Annotated in this window: 19 protein-coding genes; 13 read left to right on the forward strand and 6 right to left on the reverse strand. The window is 52.9% G+C overall.

All coding sequences use genetic code 11. The features are described from left to right. The first annotated feature begins 173 nt into the window (after window positions 1-173). The 10 genes from folC (at window position 174) to hisP (ending at window position 9,485) form a co-directional block, all read left to right on the forward strand. Entirely contained in the window at window positions 174-1,442 is a 1,269-nt protein-coding gene (folC, locus tag HV314_RS08350) for a bifunctional tetrahydrofolate synthase/dihydrofolate synthase (RefSeq protein ID WP_032931705.1), read from the forward strand. After that, a complete protein-coding gene (dedD, locus tag HV314_RS08355; RefSeq protein ID WP_016153857.1) occupies window positions 1,432-2,094 on the forward strand; it encodes a cell division protein DedD in 663 nt (220 codons plus the stop codon). Before folC ends, dedD begins: the two co-directional genes overlap by 11 nt. A gap of 221 nt (window positions 2,095-2,315) precedes the next feature. After that, a complete protein-coding gene (gene cvpA / locus HV314_RS08360; protein WP_005129678.1) occupies window positions 2,316-2,804 on the forward strand; it encodes a colicin V production protein in 489 nt (162 codons plus the stop codon). 33 nt (window positions 2,805-2,837) lie between these two features. Continuing rightward, window positions 2,838-4,355 (forward strand): amidophosphoribosyltransferase, encoded by a 1,518-nt coding sequence (gene purF / locus HV314_RS08365; protein ID WP_005129677.1) that lies wholly within the window; start codon window positions 2,838-2,840, stop codon window positions 4,353-4,355. Window positions 4,356-4,450: 95 nt separating this feature from the next. Then, window positions 4,451-5,020 carry a UbiX family flavin prenyltransferase gene (locus tag HV314_RS08370; protein ID WP_049042592.1) on the forward strand — a complete coding sequence of 190 codons (570 nt, stop codon included), beginning with the start codon at window positions 4,451-4,453 and terminating at the stop codon, window positions 5,018-5,020. A gap of 288 nt (window positions 5,021-5,308) precedes the next feature. Continuing rightward, window positions 5,309-6,091 carry a lysine/arginine/ornithine ABC transporter substrate-binding protein ArgT gene (gene argT / locus HV314_RS08375; RefSeq protein WP_006683634.1) on the forward strand — a complete coding sequence of 261 codons (783 nt, stop codon included), beginning with the start codon at window positions 5,309-5,311 and terminating at the stop codon, window positions 6,089-6,091. A 247-nt stretch (window positions 6,092-6,338) separates the two neighbouring features. Next, window positions 6,339-7,121, forward strand: coding sequence for a histidine ABC transporter substrate-binding protein HisJ (gene hisJ / locus HV314_RS08380; protein ID WP_181547837.1), 783 nt, complete (start codon window positions 6,339-6,341; stop codon window positions 7,119-7,121). A gap of 186 nt (window positions 7,122-7,307) precedes the next feature. Further along, window positions 7,308-7,994 carry a histidine ABC transporter permease HisQ gene (locus HV314_RS08385; RefSeq protein ID WP_016153853.1) on the forward strand — a complete coding sequence of 229 codons (687 nt, stop codon included), beginning with the start codon at window positions 7,308-7,310 and terminating at the stop codon, window positions 7,992-7,994. Further along, on the forward strand, window positions 7,991-8,698 hold the full coding sequence (gene hisM, locus HV314_RS08390) for a histidine ABC transporter permease HisM (RefSeq protein WP_003028116.1): 708 nt from the start codon (window positions 7,991-7,993) through the stop codon (window positions 8,696-8,698). Before HV314_RS08385 ends, hisM begins: the two co-directional genes overlap by 4 nt. 13 nt (window positions 8,699-8,711) lie before the next feature. Continuing rightward, window positions 8,712-9,485 carry a histidine ABC transporter ATP-binding protein HisP gene (gene hisP / locus HV314_RS08395; RefSeq protein ID WP_043017062.1) on the forward strand — a complete coding sequence of 258 codons (774 nt, stop codon included), beginning with the start codon at window positions 8,712-8,714 and terminating at the stop codon, window positions 9,483-9,485. 18 nt (window positions 9,486-9,503) lie between these two features. Here hisP and HV314_RS08400 read toward each other — a convergent pair whose 3' ends face one another. From HV314_RS08400 to yfcG, 4 genes are all read right to left on the reverse strand, one after another. Then, window positions 9,504-10,034, reverse strand: a complete 531-nt coding sequence (locus tag HV314_RS08400; RefSeq protein WP_016157046.1) for a GNAT family N-acetyltransferase — start codon at window positions 10,032-10,034, stop codon at window positions 9,504-9,506. Window positions 10,035-10,105: 71 nt separating this feature from the next. Then, complete coding sequence (locus HV314_RS08405; protein WP_016153850.1) at window positions 10,106-10,999, reverse strand: TIGR01777 family oxidoreductase; 894 nt, start codon at window positions 10,997-10,999, stop codon at window positions 10,106-10,108. A 19-nt stretch (window positions 11,000-11,018) separates the two neighbouring features. Further along, window positions 11,019-11,381, reverse strand: coding sequence for a dihydroneopterin triphosphate 2'-epimerase (gene folX, locus HV314_RS08410; protein WP_016153849.1), 363 nt, complete (start codon window positions 11,379-11,381; stop codon window positions 11,019-11,021). A gap of 54 nt (window positions 11,382-11,435) precedes the next feature. Beyond that, window positions 11,436-12,071: a GSH-dependent disulfide bond oxidoreductase gene (yfcG, locus tag HV314_RS08415; protein WP_016153848.1), complete on the reverse strand. Its 636-nt coding sequence runs from the start codon at window positions 12,069-12,071 to the stop codon at window positions 11,436-11,438. A gap of 134 nt (window positions 12,072-12,205) precedes the next feature. Between yfcG and yfcF the strand changes: the two genes are divergently transcribed. From yfcF to yfcD, 3 genes are read left to right on the forward strand one after another with little or no spacing between them, the layout of a single operon-like run. Continuing rightward, on the forward strand, window positions 12,206-12,850 hold the full coding sequence (gene yfcF / locus HV314_RS08420) for a glutathione transferase (protein ID WP_016153847.1): 645 nt from the start codon (window positions 12,206-12,208) through the stop codon (window positions 12,848-12,850). A 55-nt stretch (window positions 12,851-12,905) separates the two neighbouring features. Beyond that, window positions 12,906-13,457, forward strand: coding sequence for a phosphodiesterase (gene yfcE / locus HV314_RS08425; protein WP_016153846.1), 552 nt, complete (start codon window positions 12,906-12,908; stop codon window positions 13,455-13,457). Window positions 13,458-13,513: 56 nt separating this feature from the next. Next, on the forward strand, window positions 13,514-14,068 hold the full coding sequence (gene yfcD, locus HV314_RS08430) for an NUDIX hydrolase YfcD (protein WP_006683645.1): 555 nt from the start codon (window positions 13,514-13,516) through the stop codon (window positions 14,066-14,068). A 56-nt stretch (window positions 14,069-14,124) separates the two neighbouring features. Here the strand turns inward: yfcD and yfcC are convergent, their stop codons facing one another. Then, window positions 14,125-15,645: a putative basic amino acid antiporter YfcC gene (gene yfcC / locus HV314_RS08435; RefSeq protein ID WP_181547839.1), complete on the reverse strand. Its 1,521-nt coding sequence runs from the start codon at window positions 15,643-15,645 to the stop codon at window positions 14,125-14,127. Between the two features lie 200 nt (window positions 15,646-15,845). Further along, window positions 15,846-17,990, reverse strand: a complete 2,145-nt coding sequence (pta, locus tag HV314_RS08440) for a phosphate acetyltransferase (protein ID WP_016153844.1) — start codon at window positions 17,988-17,990, stop codon at window positions 15,846-15,848. Between the last annotated feature and the right edge of the window lie 66 nt (window positions 17,991-18,056).

The following is an 18,056-nucleotide window of genomic DNA, read 5'->3' on the forward strand; positions in this document are numbered from 1 at the left end:
CGGGTTGCAGGCAGGCGATAAGAGAGTAGATCCCGATGAGCTTACACAGGTAAGTGATTCGGGTGAGCGAGCACAGCCAACGCATCTGCAACGTGAAAAACAACGTGTAAAAAAGGGCAGGCCGGTTGGTGCTGCCCTTTTGCTTTTCTCAACGTAAAGAATCTACAGCCATCATGGACAATAAACGTATTCCTCAAGCCGCGTCGCCCCTGGCATCGTGGCTTTCTTATCTGGAAAACCTGCACAGTAAAACCATCGATCTCGGCCTGGAACGCGTAAGTCAGGTGGCGCGCAAACTGGGTGTGTTGAAACCCGCGCCATTTGTTTTTACGGTGGCGGGAACCAACGGGAAAGGCACAACCTGCCGTACGCTGGAATCTGTGCTGACCGCAGCAGGTTATAAAGTTGGCGTTTACAGTTCGCCGCATCTGGTACGCTACACGGAACGCGTACGCGTGCAGGGGCGTGAACTGCCGGAATCAGCGCATACCGCCTCGTTTGCTGAGATTGAAGACGCGCGTGGCGACATTTCCCTGACCTACTTTGAATACGGTACCTTATCGGCGCTCTGGTTGTTTAAACAGGCCCAACTGGATGTCGTCATCCTGGAAGTTGGGTTAGGCGGTCGCCTTGACGCGACCAATATCGTGGATGCCGATGTTGCGGTGGTCACCAGCATTGCGCTTGACCATACTGACTGGCTGGGCCCGGATCGCGAAAGCATTGGTCGTGAGAAGGCGGGAATTTTCCGTGCAGAGAAACCGGCTATCGTCGGTGAACCGGAAATGCCTTACACCATCGCCGATGTTGCACAAGAGAGCGGGGCGATTTTGCAACGCTGCGGCGTGGACTGGCGCTATGTGGTCACGGAGAACGACTGGTCCTTTACGGACGATCACGGCACGTTGGCGCACCTGCCGTTGCCGCAGGTCCCGCAACCTAACGCCGCTACCGCACTGGCAGCACTGCGCGCAAGCGGGCTTAACGTCAGCGAGCAGGCCATTCGTGACGGTATTGAACAGGCTATTTTACCGGGGCGCTTCCAGATTGTGAGCGAGTCGCCGCGGGTGATTTTTGATGTTGCCCATAACCCGCATGCGGCGGAGTATCTGACCGGCCGTCTGAAAAAATTAGTGAAAAGCGGGCGTGTACTTGCGGTTATCGGTATGCTACATGATAAAGATATTGCCGGTACGTTAGCCTGGTTAAAAAGCGTGGTTGACGCCTGGTACTGTGCGCCCCTGGAAGGGCCGCGTGGAGCTACTGCAGAACAACTGCTGGAGCATCTGGGCAAAGGCTACGCCTATGACAGCGTGGCGCAGGCATGGTCTGCGGCGCTAGCTGAGGCGAAGCCAGAAGATACCGTGTTGGTGTGTGGATCGTTTCACACTGTCGCACATGTCATGGAAGTGATAGACGTGGGGAGAAGCGGTGGCGAGTAAGTTTCAGAATCGATTAGTCGGCACAATTGTGCTGGTCGCGCTGGGGGTGATTGTGCTCCCCGGGCTGCTTGACGGGCAGAAAAAGCATTATCAGGATGAGTTTGCGGCGATCCCGCTGGTGCCGAAACCCGGCGATCGCGATGAACCAGACATGATGCCTGCAGCAACGCAGGCGCTGCCGACGCAGCCACCGGAAGGGGCGGCTGAAGAGGTGCGCGCGGGCGATGCTGCCGCGCCATCGTTGGATCCGTCACGTTTGACGACGGCAAACAGCGCGGAGTTAGATCCTGTCCCCGCGCCTGTAGAACAGCCGAAACCCAAACCGAAGCCGCAGCCGGTTGCCGTCGCTCCGACGCCAGCACCGGCTCCAGCGCCGAAACCGGCCGCGGTGGAACCGCCAGCGCCAACCGGCAAAGCGTATGTTGTACAGCTCGGTGCGCTGAAAAATGCGGATAAGGTCAATGAGATCGTGGGTAAACTTCGTGGCGCGGGCTTCCGGGTATATACTTCCCCGTCAACGCCGGTGCAGGGTAAAATAACCCGTATTCTCGTAGGACCTGACGCCTCCAAAGATAAGCTGAAGAACTCGCTGGGCGAGCTGCAGAAGATCTCCGGTCTGAGTGGCGTAGTGATGGGGTACACCCCTAATTAAGGGATTGCGCTGTTCACGGCGCTGCTCTTAATTCAGGCCGGATAGGGCGTTTTTACCGCTATCCGGCAGTGCCCGAAGAGGCATAAAACGGTATGGCGTTGAAGATTTTTTCAGCGCCATTTTTATTTACGCGTGGAAAGGAAATCCCTACGCAAACGTTTTCTTTTTCTGTTAGAATGCGCCCCGAACAGGACGACAGGGCGTTAAATCGTGGGACACTTATGGTCTGGATTGATTACGCCATTATCGCGGTGATTGGTTTTTCCTGTCTGGTTAGCCTGATCCGTGGCTTTGTTCGTGAAGCATTATCGTTGGTGACTTGGGGTTGTGCTTTCTTTGTCGCCAGCCATTACTACACTTACCTGTCTGTCTGGTTTACGGGCTTTGAAGACGAACTCGTTCGAAATGGGATTGCTATCGCGATACTGTTTATCGCGACACTTATCGTCGGCGCTATCGTTAACTTTGTGATAGGCCAACTGGTAGAGAAAACAGGCCTGTCGGGTACCGACAGGGTGTTGGGGATCTGCTTTGGTGCTCTGCGAGGAGCGCTGATCGTCGCCGCCATACTGTTCTTTCTCGATACCTTTACCGGTCTGTCGAAAAGTGAAGACTGGAGCAAGTCGCAGCTGATCCCGCAGTTCAGTTTCATCATCAGATGGTTCTTTGACTATCTGCAAAGCTCGTCAAGTTTCTTGCCCAAAGTATAAACTTTGGGTTGTTGCTGAACGAGGAAAAGACGTATGTGCGGTATTGTCGGTATCGCCGGTGTTATGCCGGTAAACCAGTCGATTTATGACGCGTTAACGGTGCTCCAGCATCGTGGTCAGGATGCCGCAGGCATCATCACCATTGATGCCAACAACTGCTTCCGCTTGCGTAAAGCAAACGGAATGGTGAGCGATATTTTTGAAGCGCGCCATATGCAGCGTTTGCAGGGCAATATGGGCATCGGTCATGTGCGTTACCCAACGGCTGGCAGTTCCAGCGCCTCCGAAGCTCAACCTTTTTACGTCAACTCACCGTATGGCATCACGCTTGCCCATAATGGCAACCTGACCAATGCGCATGAGCTGCGTAAAAAGCTGTTTGAAGAAAAGCGCCGCCACATCAATACCACTTCAGACTCTGAAATTCTGCTGAATATTTTCGCCAGCGAGCTGGATAACTTCCGCCATTATCCGCTGGAAGCCGATAATATTTTTGCTGCTATTGCGGCAACCAACCGCCAGATCCGCGGCGCCTATGCCTGCGTGGCGATGATTATTGGCCACGGTATGGTTGCCTTCCGCGATCCTAACGGTATCCGTCCGCTGGTACTGGGTAAACGCGATATCGGGGATGGTCGTACCGAGTATATGGTGGCCTCCGAGAGCGTGGCGCTGGATACGCTGGGTTTTGAATTCCTGCGCGATGTGGCACCTGGCGAAGCGGTGTATATCACCGAAAAAGGTCAGCTGTTTACTCGCCAGTGTGCCGATAACCCGGTCAGCAATCCGTGCCTGTTTGAATACGTTTACTTCGCACGTCCTGACTCCTTTATCGACAAGATTTCCGTCTACAGCGCCCGTGTAAATATGGGTACCAAGCTTGGCGAAAAAATTGCTCGTGAGTGGGAAGATCTGGACATTGACGTGGTGATCCCGATTCCGGAAACCTCCTGCGATATCGCGCTGGAAATTGCCCGTATTCTCGGTAAGCCGTACCGTCAGGGTTTTGTGAAAAACCGCTACGTGGGTCGTACCTTTATCATGCCCGGCCAGCAGCTGCGCCGTAAATCCGTGCGCCGTAAGCTGAACGCCAACCGTGCGGAATTCCGTGATAAAAACGTGCTGCTGGTGGATGACTCCATCGTGCGCGGTACCACCTCGGAACAGATTATCGAGATGGCGCGTGAAGCCGGAGCGAAGAAAGTGTATCTGGCCTCTGCGGCCCCGGAAATTCGCTTCCCGAACGTTTATGGTATCGATATGCCTACGGCGACGGAGCTGATTGCTCATGGTCGCGAAGTGGACGAGATTCGCCAGATAATCGGTGCAGACGGTCTTATCTTCCAGGATCTGAACGATCTGATTGAAGCGGTCCGCGCTGAGAACCCGGATATTCAGCAGTTTGAATGTTCAGTGTTTAACGGCGTGTACGTCACCAAAGACGTCGACCAGCAATATCTCGATTTCCTCGACTCCCTGCGTAATGATGATGCCAAAGCAATTTTGCGTCAGAACGAAGCGGAAAACCTCGAGATGCATAACGAAGGGTAATGTTCTGTTGCAGGTCAGGACACATAGAGTGGACTGACTTGCAACTGCGCATAAAAACCTGCAAAGTCAGCCCTGAAGCAAGTAAGGGCGAAAAAATGAAACGACTCATTGTAGGGATTAGCGGTGCCAGTGGCGCGATTTATGGCGTGCGCCTGCTGCAGGTTTTGCGTGACGTTACTGATGTGGAAACCCATCTGGTGATGAGTGCTGCTGCCCGACAGACGCTGGCGCTGGAAACTGACCTCTCTGTACGCGATGTGCAGGCACTGGCGAATGTAAATCACGATACGCGCGATATCGCCGCCAGTATCTCTTCCGGCTCTTTTCAGACCGCCGGAATGGTAATATTACCTTGTTCAATCAAAACGCTTTCAGGCATCGTCCACAGTTACACCGATGGGCTGCTTACCCGTGCGGCAGACGTGGTGTTGAAAGAACGCCGCCCGCTGGTGCTGTGCGTGCGTGAAACGCCTCTGCATCTGGGGCATCTGCGGCTGATGACGCAGGCGGCAGAAATTGGCGCGGTGATTATGCCGCCAGTCCCGGCATTCTATCATCGCCCGCAAACGCTAGATGATGTGATTAATCAAACGGTTAACCGCGTACTCGACCAGTTTGATATCTCCCTTCCACAGGAGCTGTTCACCCGCTGGCAAGGGGCGTAAAACCGTTCCATCAGCGTGCAAAGAAACATCCGTTGCCCTGTTTCAGGGCAATTTTGTAACCGCGATCATATCCTCAACATTTAATTCGTTAAAACTCAACGAAACGCTGCGGTTCAACCGTCAGACCTGCTATCTTCAAAATCAGGACATTATTGCAACGTTTTATTAACATATTTAACGTCGAATATCCTCATCGACGCGAAAATGGCATAAGACCTGCATGAAAAAGTCTGCAAACACACAACACAACGTAAAACATAATAAAATTACGCCACTTGAGGGTTATGTATGAAGAAGACGGTTCTTGCTTTGTCTTTGCTGGTAGGACTCTCCGCCACCGCGGCCAGCTACGCAGCACTTCCGCAGACGGTTCGTATTGGTACAGATACAACGTACGCACCTTTTTCCTCTAAAGATGCCAAAGGCGACTTTGTCGGCTTTGATATCGATCTGGGAAATGAGATGTGTAAGCGCATGCAGATCAAATGTACCTGGGTAGCCAGCGACTTTGACGCGCTGATCCCGTCGCTGAAAGCGAAAAAAATTGATGCCATCATCTCCTCGCTTTCAATCACTGAGAAGCGTCAGCAAGAGATTGCGTTCTCAGACAAGCTTTACGCAGCAGACTCACGTCTGATCGCCGCGAAAGGTTCCCCAATTCAACCGACTCTTGATTCCCTTAAAGGTAAACATGTTGGCGTACTGCAAGGCTCGACTCAGGAAGCCTATGCTAATGACAACTGGCGCAGCAAAGGCGTAGATGTGGTGGCCTATGCGAACCAGGACCTTATCTATTCTGACCTGACAGCGGGTCGTCTGGACGCGGCGTTGCAGGATGAAGTCGCGGCCAGCGAAGGCTTCCTGAAGCAGCCTGCCGGTAAGGACTACGCTTTTGCTGGTCCGTCGGTGAAAGATAAAAAATACTTTGGTGACGGCACCGGGATTGGCTTGCGCAAAGATGATGCAGAGCTGAAAGCTGCTTTCGATAAAGCGCTGGGCGAACTGCGCAAAGACGGCACCTACGACAAAATGGCGAGCAAGTATTTTAACTTCAATGTCTACGGCGATTAATACGCCGCAACGGGGAATGGACTGCACCATTGCGGGTAACCATTACGGTGCATAATAAATTCAGTGCACTGTTTTGGTGCTTTTGTCGCTGTCTTAATAAGCATGAGTGCATACTTAAGCGCTTTTCATGCAAATAAATACCGCCGACAGGGTAGAATGCTTTGCCTTGTCGGCCCGATTAATGGCACGATAACTGCACCTGGTCCTGTAAAGATCCCCTATAAAAGACAGTCTGTTGAGGATAGTTATGAAAAAACTGGTGTTGTCTCTTTCTCTGGTCCTGGCTTTCTCCAGTGCTACCGCAGCATTTGCAGCCATTCCGCAAAAAATTCGTATCGGTACCGATCCTACTTATGCGCCGTTCGAATCGAAAAATGCACAGGGTGAATTAGTCGGTTTTGATATCGATCTGGCTAAAGAGCTGTGCAAACGTATCAATACACAATGTACCTTCGTGGAAAACCCGCTGGACGCGCTTATCCCTTCGTTAAAAGCGAAGAAAATCGATGCGATTATGTCCTCGCTTTCCATCACTGAAAAACGTCAGCAGGAAATCGCCTTTACCGACAAGCTTTATGCAGCCGACTCGCGTCTGGTTGTCGCTAAAGATTCTGCTATTCAGCCGACCATTGAGTCGCTGAAAGGTAAACGTGTTGGTGTGCTGCAGGGCACGACTCAGGAAACCTTCGGCAATGAGCACTGGGCGCCAAAAGGCATTGAAATTGTCTCTTATCAGGGGCAAGACAATATCTATTCTGACCTGACTGCCGGGCGTATTGATGCTGCTTTCCAGGATGAAGTCGCAGCCAGCGAAGGCTTCCTGAAACAGCCGGTCGGTAAAGATTACAAATTCGGCGGCGCATCTGTAAAAGATGAGAAGTTATTCGGCGTGGGTACCGGTATGGGGCTGCGCAAAGATGATAACGAACTGCGCGAAGCACTGAACAAAGCCTTTGCCGAGATGCGAGCTGACGGTACTTACGAGAAGCTGGCGAAAAAGTACTTCGATTTTGATGTTTACGGCGGTTAATCACCGCAGGTGCTGATAAAGCCCGTAGATTTTTGACGTGTTGAATTTATGCCTGATGGCGCTGTGCGTATCCGGTCTACAGCGATTTTGTAGGCCGGATAAGGCAAAGTCGCCATCCCGCATTTAACAGTTTGTCTGAAATCAAAAGAGGCTTATTACTCCACCACACACGACAGGACAGGCAGCATGTTGTATGGCTTTTCAGGTGTTATTTTACAGGGCGCAATTGTTACGCTGGAGCTGGCACTTAGCTCGGTGGTACTGGCGGTTCTGATAGGCCTTGTCGGCGCGGCAGCTAAGCTGTCGCAAAGCCGGGCGCTGGCGCTTATTTTCGAAGGGTACACAACGCTTATCCGCGGCGTGCCCGATCTGGTCTTAATGCTGCTCATCTTTTACGGATTACAAATCGCGCTGAATACCCTTACCGATGCAATCGGTATCAGCCAGATTGATATCGATCCGATGGTCGCGGGTATTATTACGCTCGGGTTTATCTACGGAGCCTATTTTACCGAAACATTTCGTGGCGCATTTATGGCCGTGCCAAAAGGACATATTGAAGCCGCGACGGCATTCGGTTTTACCAGTTCACAAATATTTCGCCGCATTATGTTCCCGGCGATGATGCGCTATGCCTTACCGGGAATTGGCAACAACTGGCAGGTCATTCTTAAGGCCACTGCGTTGGTATCGTTGCTCGGCCTGGAAGACGTAGTGAAAGCCACTCAGCTTGCCGGAAAAAGTACCTGGGAGCCGTTCTATTTTGCCGTAGTGTGCGGGGTCATCTATCTGGTGTTTACCACTGTTTCTAATGGTGTGCTGCTGTACCTTGAGCGCCGCTATTCCGTGGGTGTGAAGAGGGCTGACCTGTGATTGAGATTATTCAGGAATACTGGAAGTCCCTGCTGTGGACCGACGGGTATCGCTACACCGGCGTGGCTATCACCCTGTGGCTTCTGATTTCATCGGTGGTGATGGGCGGGATACTGGCGCTGTTTTTGGCAATTGGTCGTGTTTCCAGTAATAAATTTATCCAGTTTCCCATCTGGCTGTTCACCTATATTTTTCGTGGGACGCCGCTGTACGTCCAGTTGCTGGTGTTTTATTCCGGGATGTATACGCTGGAGATAGTCAAAGGCACGGACTTCCTCAACGCGTTTTTCCGCAGTGGGCTAAATTGCACCGTGCTGGCGCTGACGCTGAATACCTGCGCCTATACCACGGAGATTTTCGCCGGGGCTATTCGTTCCGTACCCCATGGTGAGATTGAAGCCGCGCGCGCTTACGGTTTCTCGTCGTTTAAACTGTATCGCTGCATTATTTTGCCTTCCGCGCTACGTATTGCGCTGCCGGCTTACAGCAATGAAGTTATTTTAATGCTGCACTCCACGGCGCTGGCATTTACCGCAACGGTGCCTGATTTGTTGAAAATCGCCCGCGATATCAACTCGGCAACGTATCAGCCGTTTACCGCCTTCGGTATTGCCGCTGTTCTGTATTTGATTATTTCGTATGTCCTGATCAGTCTGTTCCGTAAAGCGGAAAAACGCTGGTTGCAGCATGTATCCTCTAAATGATTCGAGTAACACGATGTCTGAAAATAAATTAAACGTTATCGATTTACATAAGCACTACGGCGAACATGAAGTGCTGAAAGGGGTATCGCTGCAGGCCAATGCGGGTGATGTTATCAGTATTATTGGCTCGTCAGGTTCCGGTAAAAGTACCTTCCTGCGCTGCATTAACTTTCTCGAGAAACCGAGCGCCGGGTCGATTGTCGTCAGTGGTCAGAACATTGGTCTGGTACGCGACAAAGACGGCCAGCTTAAGGTTGCAGACAAAAATCAGCTGCGCTTGCTGCGCACGCGACTGACGATGGTCTTTCAGCACTTTAATCTGTGGAGCCACATGACGGTGCTGGAAAACGTGATGGAAGCGCCGATCCAGGTGTTGGGGCTGAGCAAGCAGGAAGCTCGCGAACGTGCGGTGAAGTATCTGGCGAAAGTGGGTATTGATGAGCGCGCTCAGGGCAAATATCCGGTGCATCTGTCCGGTGGTCAGCAGCAGCGTGTCTCCATTGCTCGTGCGCTGGCGATGGAACCGGAAGTGTTGCTGTTTGATGAACCCACGTCGGCACTTGACCCGGAGCTGGTGGGCGAAGTGCTGCGCATTATGCAACAACTGGCCGAAGAGGGAAAAACCATGGTGGTCGTGACCCACGAAATGGGGTTTGCCCGTCATGTCTCCACGCACGTGATTTTCCTGCATCAAGGGAAGATTGAAGAAGAGGGCGATCCCGAGCAGGTATTTGGTAATCCGCAAAGCCCGCGTTTGCAGCAGTTCCTCAAAGGTTCGTTGAAGTAAGTCACCTGCCCGGAGGCGCTACGCTTTCCGGGCCTGGGATTTTAGCGCGTCGCACTCCAGACGATAAACCCAGTCGTCGTAGGCGATACCATCAATCTCATACGCCTTTTCCAGCACCTGCGTACGCACGAACCCCGTTTTTTCCAGAATCCGTATTGAGCCCTTATTATCCGCCAGTGCGTAAGCATTTATCGCCGTGACCGCCGCGTGCTCGAAGGCGTACTGGCACACCGCGCGTACGGCTTCGCTGGCAATACCTTTCCCCTGCGCCTGTGGCATGATGGCGTAGCCGAGGTCGGCTTCGTGCGGGTAGAGATGGCTGATTTGCAGACCAATATCGCCGAGCGGCGTCGGGTTGTTGTGCTCGCGGATGACAAAAGTGTGCTGTGCGGCAAGGCGTCTGGCGAATAACAGACGCGTATCTTTCGCCGGGGCGATGTTGCCCATATAGCGCATGACTTCAGGACATTCACGTAGTTTCTGGAAAAATGACCAGTCAGAAAACTGAAACAAAGAGAGGGTAAGTCGGGGAGTCGAAATTATCGCCATAACGTCGCCATTGCAGAAATCTGGCCTATAACCTTACCACCACAACGGCGACCGTGAATAGCGCTTAGGGGTTATCGGATGACATCCGCCAGCGCTTCTTCTAAATCGTACCAGCGAAACGCGAAACCGGACGCTTCCAGGCGTTTTGGCAACGCTCGCTGCCCGCCGAGAACCAGCACTGAAGATTCGCCCATCAGCAACCGCATTGCGGTGGCGGGAACGCGCAGAATGGCAGGACGGTTCAGGGCGTGGCCCAGCGCGTGGGCAAACTGCTCATTGTGTACCGGGTACGGTGAAACCATATTGAAGGGACCGCGCAGATCGTTATCCAGCAGCCAGAGAATTCCGTTGACCATATCATCAATATGGATCCAGGCCATATACTGGCGTCCGTTGCCAATTGGTCCGCCTAAGCCAAGACGAAACGGCGGAACCATTTTCGCCAGAATGCCGCCAGCAGAGGCCAGTACCACGCCGGTGCGCAGCATACACACGCGGGTTTTATCGCTTTGCGCAGTGCTGGCAATCTGCTCCCAGCGGGCGCACAGCTTATGGGTAAATTCGTTATGCGGCGGCTCTTCTTCTGTGACCACCACTTCGCCTAAATCGCCGTAGTAACCGGTAGCGGAACCGGAAATTAGCACTGCGGGCGGTGTCTCGCTGGCATTGATTAAATCGACCAGCTTCTGCGTGATGACCCAGCGGCTCTGACACAGGCGTTCCTTTTGCTGGGCACTCCAGCGCTTGTCCGCAATCGGCTCTCCGGCAAGGTTAATGACGGCATCAATGTCATTGAGATTTTGCCGCTCTTCCAGCCCTTTGGACAGCGTAACCCGGGAGTCGAGAATCTGACGCGCCTTATCTGGAGAACGGGTCACTACGGTTATCTGATGCCCCAGTTCCAGCAAGCGGGGGATCAGATGACGTCCAATCAGGCCAGTACCGCCGGTAATCAGAATCTGCATGTCGCCTCCCGGGTTATGTTTAGCGCTGCCAGCTCAGCGTCATAGAGACTGAGTCGGCGTAACGTAATGCGTGAAGTTTATCTATCTCTACTTGAGCATAAGTGACCCAGTGATGTTCGCGTGCGATATCGAGCACATCTTGAGTTAATTTTTCTAACAATGAGAAGCGGTTACCCTCTACGTGGGCAATGATGCTCTTGGTGATAGTGCGATAATTCAGCGCGTCGTTGATATCTTCGCTGGTACGGGCTTTGTCTGCCGGATAGTGAATGGCAATGTTGATGACGATATCCTGGCGGTTAAGGATCTCCTCTTCTTTGATGCCGATAAAAGTGCGCAGACGAAGGTTTTTTATACGAATAATTGCGTCAGGTTGTGACATTGCAGGTTTCCTCCATGTATGAACCTTTGCATGATACACGAGAACCGAATCGCGTCACCGCTTCTCACTTTGTGCTTGTTGCATGGCGCGTTCCGTTGCGGGACGCGTACGGATGCGTTCATGCCAGTTATTGACCGCCGGGTAGTTGTCGAGGTCGATGCGCTGACGCTGATGGGCGTGGATCCACGGCCAGCAGGCAATGTCGGCAATGCTGTAGTGATCGCCCCCCAGCCAGGGGGACGTTTCCAGACGTTTATTCATCACGTTGTACAGGCGCTGGGTTTCAACCTGGTATCTTTCAATGGCGTAGGGAATCGTTTGTGGGGCGTAGTGGCTAAAATGATGATTCTGGCCCAGCATGGGTCCGAGGCCGCTGACCTGCCAGAACAGCCACTGCAGCGTAGTGTGGCGTTCACGTAACTCACCGCTCAGCAGCTTACCGCTCTTTTCTGCCAGATAGAGTAAAATTTCTCCGGACTCAAACAGGCTGATGGGCTTTCCGCCGTCTACCGGGGCACTGTCGATAATGGCCGGGATTTTATTGTTTGGTGAGATTTGCAGAAAATCAGGGTGAAACTGGCTACCTTTGCTGATATCGACATGAATCAGACGGTATTGCAGCTGCGCCTCTTCAAGAAACAGCGTGATTTTGTGACCGTTTGGCGATGGAGTGTAATAGAGATCGATCATTTTCAGCGTCCGTTTTGTCATGAACCGGGTCATAACAAGTATAGAGCCTGTTGGCGTGCGTGAGTTTTCATCAAGTGACAGTGAGAGAAAGACTCTATATTTTGAAGGCAAGCCAATACATTTCAGAGGACATTATGAGCAAATCTGCAATTACGCTGTGGTCAGATGCCAATTTTTTCTCCCCTTACGTGCTGTCTGTTTATGTCGCTCTGCAAGAGAAAGGACTGCCTTTTACGCTGAAAACCGTTGATCTCAACAGCGGCGAACACTTGCAACCTTCATGGCAAGGGTATGCGTTAACGCGGCGCGTGCCGGTGCTTGAAATCGACGGTTTCGAGCTGAGCGAATCATCAGCGATTACTGAGTTCCTGGAAGAGAGTTTTGCGCCGCCGCAGTGGGAGCGAATCTACCCACACGATGTGCAAAAGCGCGCGCGGGCGCGCCAGGTTCAGGCGTGGATCCGCAGCGATCTGATGCCTATCCGTGAAGAACGCTCAACGGACGTAGTTTTTGCTGGCGTGAAGAAAGGTCCGTTAAGCGAAGCGGGAAAAGTCAGTGCGGAGAAATTGTTCGCCACTGCGAGCCATTTATTGAGCCACGGGAAGCAGAATTTATTTGGCGAATGGTGTATTGCCGACTGCGATTTAGCGCTAATGCTGAATCGTCTGGTCCTTAACGGCGATGAGGTTCCCGAAGCGCTTGCAGAATATGCCGCCTTCCAGTGGCAGCGCGCTTCAGTCCAGCGTTTTATCGCGCTTTCAGCGAAGCGTTCCTGCTGAAAAACGGGGCGTAATCCAGTATCATTACAAGGTACTTTTCAACGAGGAGTGAGTGATGAAACTGATGTTCGCATCGGACATTCATGGTTCGTTGCCAGCCACGGAACGCGTACTTGAACGGTTTGCCGCAAGCGGTGCGCAATGGCTGGTGATATTGGGTGATGTTTTAAACCACGGACCGCGTAATGCTCTCCCGGAAGGCTATGCGCCTGCGCAGGTTGCTGAGCGGTTGAATGCGCTGGCAGCGCGGATTATCGCTGTGCGTGGCAATTGTGACAGCGAAGTGGATCAGATGCTTCTGCATTTTCCGATGACCGCGCCGTGGCAGCAAATTCTGACAGAAAACCAGCGACTCTTTTTGACGCACGGGCATCTTTTTGGCCCGCAAAATATGCCGGCGCTCAACGTGGGAGATGTGCTGGTTTATGGGCATACACATTTGCCCGTGGCTGAGCGTCAAGGGGATGTTTACCACTTCAATCCCGGCTCGGTAAGCATCCCGAAAGGGGGCTTTGCGGCAAGTTACGGGATTCTGGATGATAATGTTCTCAGCGTAATGGCACTCAATGATCAAAGTGTTATTGCACAGGTCGAGATTAATCCGTAATTTACCCCACAAACATAAACGCGCCGTAAGAGCGCAAGAAAAAAGAAGGTTTCCTGATGGTGGAACAGCGTCGTTTGGCAAGTACGGAATGGGTGGATATTGTGAATGAAGACAACGAAGTCATTGCACAATCCAGCCGGGAACAAATGCGGGCGCAACGCTTACGCCATCGCGCAACGTATATCGTCGTGCATGATGGAATGGGCAAAATTCTGGTTCAGCGTCGTACTGAGACAAAAGATTTTTTGCCCGGCATGCTGGATGCCACCGCTGGCGGTGTTGTGCAGGCTGACGAGCAACTACTGGATTCAGCGCGCCGTGAAGCGGAAGAGGAACTGGGGATTGCGGGCGTGCCGTTTGCCGAGCATGGGCAGTTTTATTTTGAAGACCAGAACTGTCGCGTATGGGGCGGGCTGTTTAGCTGTGTTTCCCACGGACCGTTTGCGCTTCAGGAAGAAGAGGTTAGTGAAGTTTGCTGGCTGACGCCGGAAGAAATTACCGCGCGCTGCGACGAATTTACGCCGGACTCACTGAAAGCCCTGGCGCTGTGGATGACCCGCAACGCTAAGAATGAAGGGGCGAAAGCCGAAAAGCAGGAAGAAGCTGAGTAAAATCTGCTCATCCGGCCTACAGCGTCGAGAAATTGTGTAGGCCGGGCAATCGTTTTTTAATGGTAACCCATTATCTGCGCGCCAATTACCACCACGCTGGACATAATAAACAGCAGTCCCAACAGTGTGGCGCCTACCTTCAGCCAGTTACGAAAATCCACCCGACACACGCCTAACGTTGCCATCAGCGATGCCGATGTAGGATAGATAATATGACTGAATCCGTCGCCAAACTGGAAGGCCAGTACGGTGACCTGACGGTTTACGCCAACCAGATCGCCTAAGGGTGCTAATAACGGCATGGTCAATGCAGCCTGACCAGAGCCGGAAGTAACGAAGAAATTAAACACCGCCTGGAACAGCAGCATAAACCACGCCGCGATGGCGTTATCCAGCCCGCTGATGCCGTTGGCAATGCTGTGCAGCAGCGTGTTCAACACGCTGGCTTCACCCGCCTCTCCATTACCGACCAGCAGTAATATGCCCTTGGCAAAACCGACCAGCAGGGCAGGGGCAATCATCATTCGTGCGCCTTCAGTGAATGAGGAGGCCATGATGTTGACCGTCATGCCGTTGAGACGAAAGACCACGCCGATGATGCCAATTACCAGGCCCATGGTGAAGAACTGACTGGCGATCTCAGGAATAAACCACGCGTTGACGATAACCCCCCAGACAACCCAAATCATTACCGCGGTCAGCACCAGCAGCACCAGCCAGTCGCACAGCGTGAAGCGTCGTTCCACAACGTCGTCCTGCTGTTCGCGAAAGAAACGGTCGGATTCATGTACCCGGGACAAAAGCGGATTCTTTTTGATGCGCGCCGCATAGGCCAGCGTGAAGGTCAGACCTATCAGGGTCGCAATTACCCAGACAATGATACGCAGACCGGAACCAGAGAGCACCGGCACGCCCGCAATCCCCTGCGCGACGACCACGCAAAACGGGTTCATCCATGAGCTGGCAAATCCAATCTGAGTCGCAATATAGGTGACCAGAACGGTGGTGATACTGTCGTAACCTAACCGTACCATTAACGGTGCGATAATAATGGCAAAGGCGACCGCCTCTTCCCCCATGCCAAACACCGCGCCGCCTAATGAGAAGAGAACAAACAGCACCGGGATAAACAGGACTTCGTTTCCTCGCGTATGGCGGATGAGCGCCAGGATGCCGTTATCGATGGTTCCGGTACGCATAACGATGCCGAATGCGCCGCCAATCACCAGCATAAACATAATAATGCCGACGGCAGTGCCGAATTTAGAGCCGGAGGTTAACCCTTCAAACGGAAAATTCATCAGGCCAGGGCGCTCATCACCGGTGGTGAAAAACTGCACCCGGTGATACTGCTCTTCGCCCGCGTCGTTGGTCAGAATTCGAAAAGAATGGGGGTCGACCACCTTACGGGTTTTAGTTTGTCCATCAACCTGATACTGCACTTCCTGACTGTCGAACATCCCGACGGGAACAACCCATGTCGCCAGACTGGTTAAAATGGCAACGAAAAAAATAATCACCAACGTATCGGGCATCGCCCATTTTTTAGCTGGCTGTGTTTCTGTTACTGCTGACATGAAAGACTATCCCTGTTGCAATGCAAAAGAGGATAAGTATGCAAACAGGAGAATAGTTATTCATTGATGCAGCGCATCCTGGCAAATGTTTCAGAATATGCCAACGGGAAAAACAGGTATAAAAAAACCGGAAATATAAGCTATTTCCGGTTTAATAAGCAGAAGTGTTGCCGGATAAGACATCCGGCACACTCGACAGATTACTGCTGCTGTTGGGAAGACTGGATCGCGGTCAGAGCGATGGTGTAGACGATGTCGTCAACCAGCGCGCCACGAGACAGGTCGTTCACAGGCTTGCGCATACCCTGCAGCATCGGCCCGATGGAGATCAGGTCGGCAGAACGCTGTACCGCTTTGTAGGTGGTGTTACCGGTGTTCAGATCCGGGAAGATGAACACGGTAGCGCGACCTGCAACCGGAGAGTTCGGCGCTTTGGATTTTGCTACGTCAGCCATAACGGCGGCGTCATACTGCAGCGGACCGTCGATCATCAGGTCAGGACGTTTTTCCTGCGCCAGACGCGTGGCTTCACGAACTTTTTCTACGTCGCTACCTGCACCAGAAGTACCGGTGGAGTAGGAGAGCATTGCTACACGCGGTTCGATACCGAAAGCAATGGCGGATTCAGCGGACTGAATCGCGATTTCTGCCAGTTGCTCTGCAGTCGGATCCGGGTTGATCGCGCAGTCGCCGTATACGTAAACCTGATCCGGCAGCAGCATGAAGAACACGGAAGACACCAGGGAACTACCCGGTGCAGTTTTGATCAGCTGCAGCGGCGGACGGATGGTGTTCGCGGTGGTATGAACTGCACCAGAAACCAGACCGTCAACGTCGTCCTGTTCCAGCATCAGGGTACCGAGAACCACGTTGTCTTCCAGCTGTTCGCGGGCAACGGTTTCGGTCATACCTTTGTTTTTACGCAGTTCGACCAGGCGAGCAACGTAGCTTTCGCGAACCACATCTGGATCAACGATTTCTACGCCAGCGCCCAGCTCAACGCCCTGAGAGGCTGCAACGCGGGTGATCTCATCCGGGTTGCCCAGCAGTACGCAGGTTGCGATACCGCGTTCAGCACAGATAGCCGCCGCTTTAACGGTACGCGGCTCGTCACCTTCCGGCAGAACAACGCGCTTGCCGGCTTTACGTGCCAGCTCGGTCAGCTGATAACGGAACGCTGGTGGAGACAGACGACGGCTGCGCTCAGAGGTCGCGGTCAGGGATTCAATCCAGTCAGCGTTGATGTAGTTAGCAACGTATTCCTGAACTTTCTCAATACGTTCGTGATCGTCAACCGGAACTTCCAGGTTGAAGCTCTGCAGGCTCAGAGAGGTCTGCCAGGTGTTGGTGTTCACCATGAATACCGGCAGGCCGGTTTCAAATGCACGTTCGCACAGTTTAGTGATACGCGCGTCCATTTCGTAGCCGCCAGTCAGCAGCAGGGCACCGATTTCCACGCCGTTCATGGCTGCCAGGCATGCTGCAACCAGCACGTCAGGACGATCGGCGGAAGTCACCAGCAGAGAACCTGCACGGAAGTGCTCCAGCATGTGCGGAATGCTGCGTGCGCAGAAAGTCACAGACTTCACGCGACGGGTATTGATATCACCTTCGTTAACGATAGTGGCGTTCAGATGACGCGCCATATCGATTGCACGCGTTGCGATCAGATCGAAGCTCCATGGCACCGCGCCCAGAACCGGCAGCGGGCTGGATTCTTGCAGTTTAGCCGGATCAACTTTGATCACTTTCGCTTTGGAAGAGTCGTCGAAAATCTCGGACAGATCCGGGCGAGTACGGCCCTGCTCATCAACCGGTGCGTTCAGTTTGTTAACGATTACGCCGGTGATGTTGGTGTTTTTCGCGCCGCCGAAGCTGCTGCGAGTCAGTTCAATACGCTCGTTCAGCTGTTCCGGGGTATCAGTACCCTGAGACATTACGAAGACGATTTCTGCGTTCAGCGTTTTCGCGATTTCGTAGTTCAGAGACTGTGCGAACTGATGTTTACGAGTTGGGACCAGGCCTTCAACCAGTACAACTTCAGCGTCTTTAGTGTTCGCGTGGTAGTTCGCGATGATCTCTTCCATCAGCACATCTTTCTGATTGCTGGACAACAGAGATTCAACGTGGCTCATCTTCAGCGGCTCAGCGGCTGGCAGAGAAGAGTTAGCACGGACGATGCTGGTAGTCTGGTCTGGCGCATCGCCACCGGCACGCGGTTGAGAGATCGGCTTGAAGACGCTCAGACGAACGCCTTTGCGTTCCATTGCGCGGATCACGCCAAGGCTGACGCTGGTCAGACCGACGCTGGTTCCGGTAGGGATCAGCATAATAATACGGGACACGGTTTATCCTCTTTCGTTACCGTCGATGTAGACGGGTTACAAAACAGCACCGCCAGCTAGGCTGGC

The sequence above is a fragment of the Citrobacter sp. RHBSTW-00887 genome (assembly GCF_013728095.1).
Lineage (GTDB): Bacteria > Pseudomonadota > Gammaproteobacteria > Enterobacterales > Enterobacteriaceae > Citrobacter > Citrobacter braakii.

What these genes read in the sequence shown, in the direction of transcription:
- yfcC (WP_181547839.1), bottom strand. Translation starts at nt 15,645, where the DNA reads ATGTCAGCAGTAACAGAAACACAGCCAGCTAAAAAATGGGCGATGCCC.
- yfcE (WP_016153846.1), top strand. Translation starts at nt 12,906, where the DNA reads ATGAAACTGATGTTCGCATCGGACATTCATGGTTCGTTGCCAGCCACG.
- purF (WP_005129677.1), top strand. Translation starts at nt 2,838, where the DNA reads ATGTGCGGTATTGTCGGTATCGCCGGTGTTATGCCGGTAAACCAGTCG.
- HV314_RS08405 (WP_016153850.1), bottom strand. Translation starts at nt 10,999, where the DNA reads ATGCAGATTCTGATTACCGGCGGTACTGGCCTGATTGGACGTCATCTG.
- folC (WP_032931705.1), top strand. Translation starts at nt 174, where the DNA reads ATGGACAATAAACGTATTCCTCAAGCCGCGTCGCCCCTGGCATCGTGG.
- argT (WP_006683634.1), top strand. Translation starts at nt 5,309, where the DNA reads ATGAAGAAGACGGTTCTTGCTTTGTCTTTGCTGGTAGGACTCTCCGCC.
- yfcG (WP_016153848.1), bottom strand. Translation starts at nt 12,071, where the DNA reads ATGATCGATCTCTATTACACTCCATCGCCAAACGGTCACAAAATCACG.
- hisP (WP_043017062.1), top strand. Translation starts at nt 8,712, where the DNA reads ATGTCTGAAAATAAATTAAACGTTATCGATTTACATAAGCACTACGGC.
- HV314_RS08400 (WP_016157046.1), bottom strand. Translation starts at nt 10,034, where the DNA reads ATGGCGATAATTTCGACTCCCCGACTTACCCTCTCTTTGTTTCAGTTT.
- HV314_RS08370 (WP_049042592.1), top strand. Translation starts at nt 4,451, where the DNA reads ATGAAACGACTCATTGTAGGGATTAGCGGTGCCAGTGGCGCGATTTAT.
- cvpA (WP_005129678.1), top strand. Translation starts at nt 2,316, where the DNA reads ATGGTCTGGATTGATTACGCCATTATCGCGGTGATTGGTTTTTCCTGT.
- yfcD (WP_006683645.1), top strand. Translation starts at nt 13,514, where the DNA reads ATGGTGGAACAGCGTCGTTTGGCAAGTACGGAATGGGTGGATATTGTG.
- folX (WP_016153849.1), bottom strand. Translation starts at nt 11,381, where the DNA reads ATGTCACAACCTGACGCAATTATTCGTATAAAAAACCTTCGTCTGCGC.
- yfcF (WP_016153847.1), top strand. Translation starts at nt 12,206, where the DNA reads ATGAGCAAATCTGCAATTACGCTGTGGTCAGATGCCAATTTTTTCTCC.
- hisJ (WP_181547837.1), top strand. Translation starts at nt 6,339, where the DNA reads ATGAAAAAACTGGTGTTGTCTCTTTCTCTGGTCCTGGCTTTCTCCAGT.
- HV314_RS08385 (WP_016153853.1), top strand. Translation starts at nt 7,308, where the DNA reads ATGTTGTATGGCTTTTCAGGTGTTATTTTACAGGGCGCAATTGTTACG.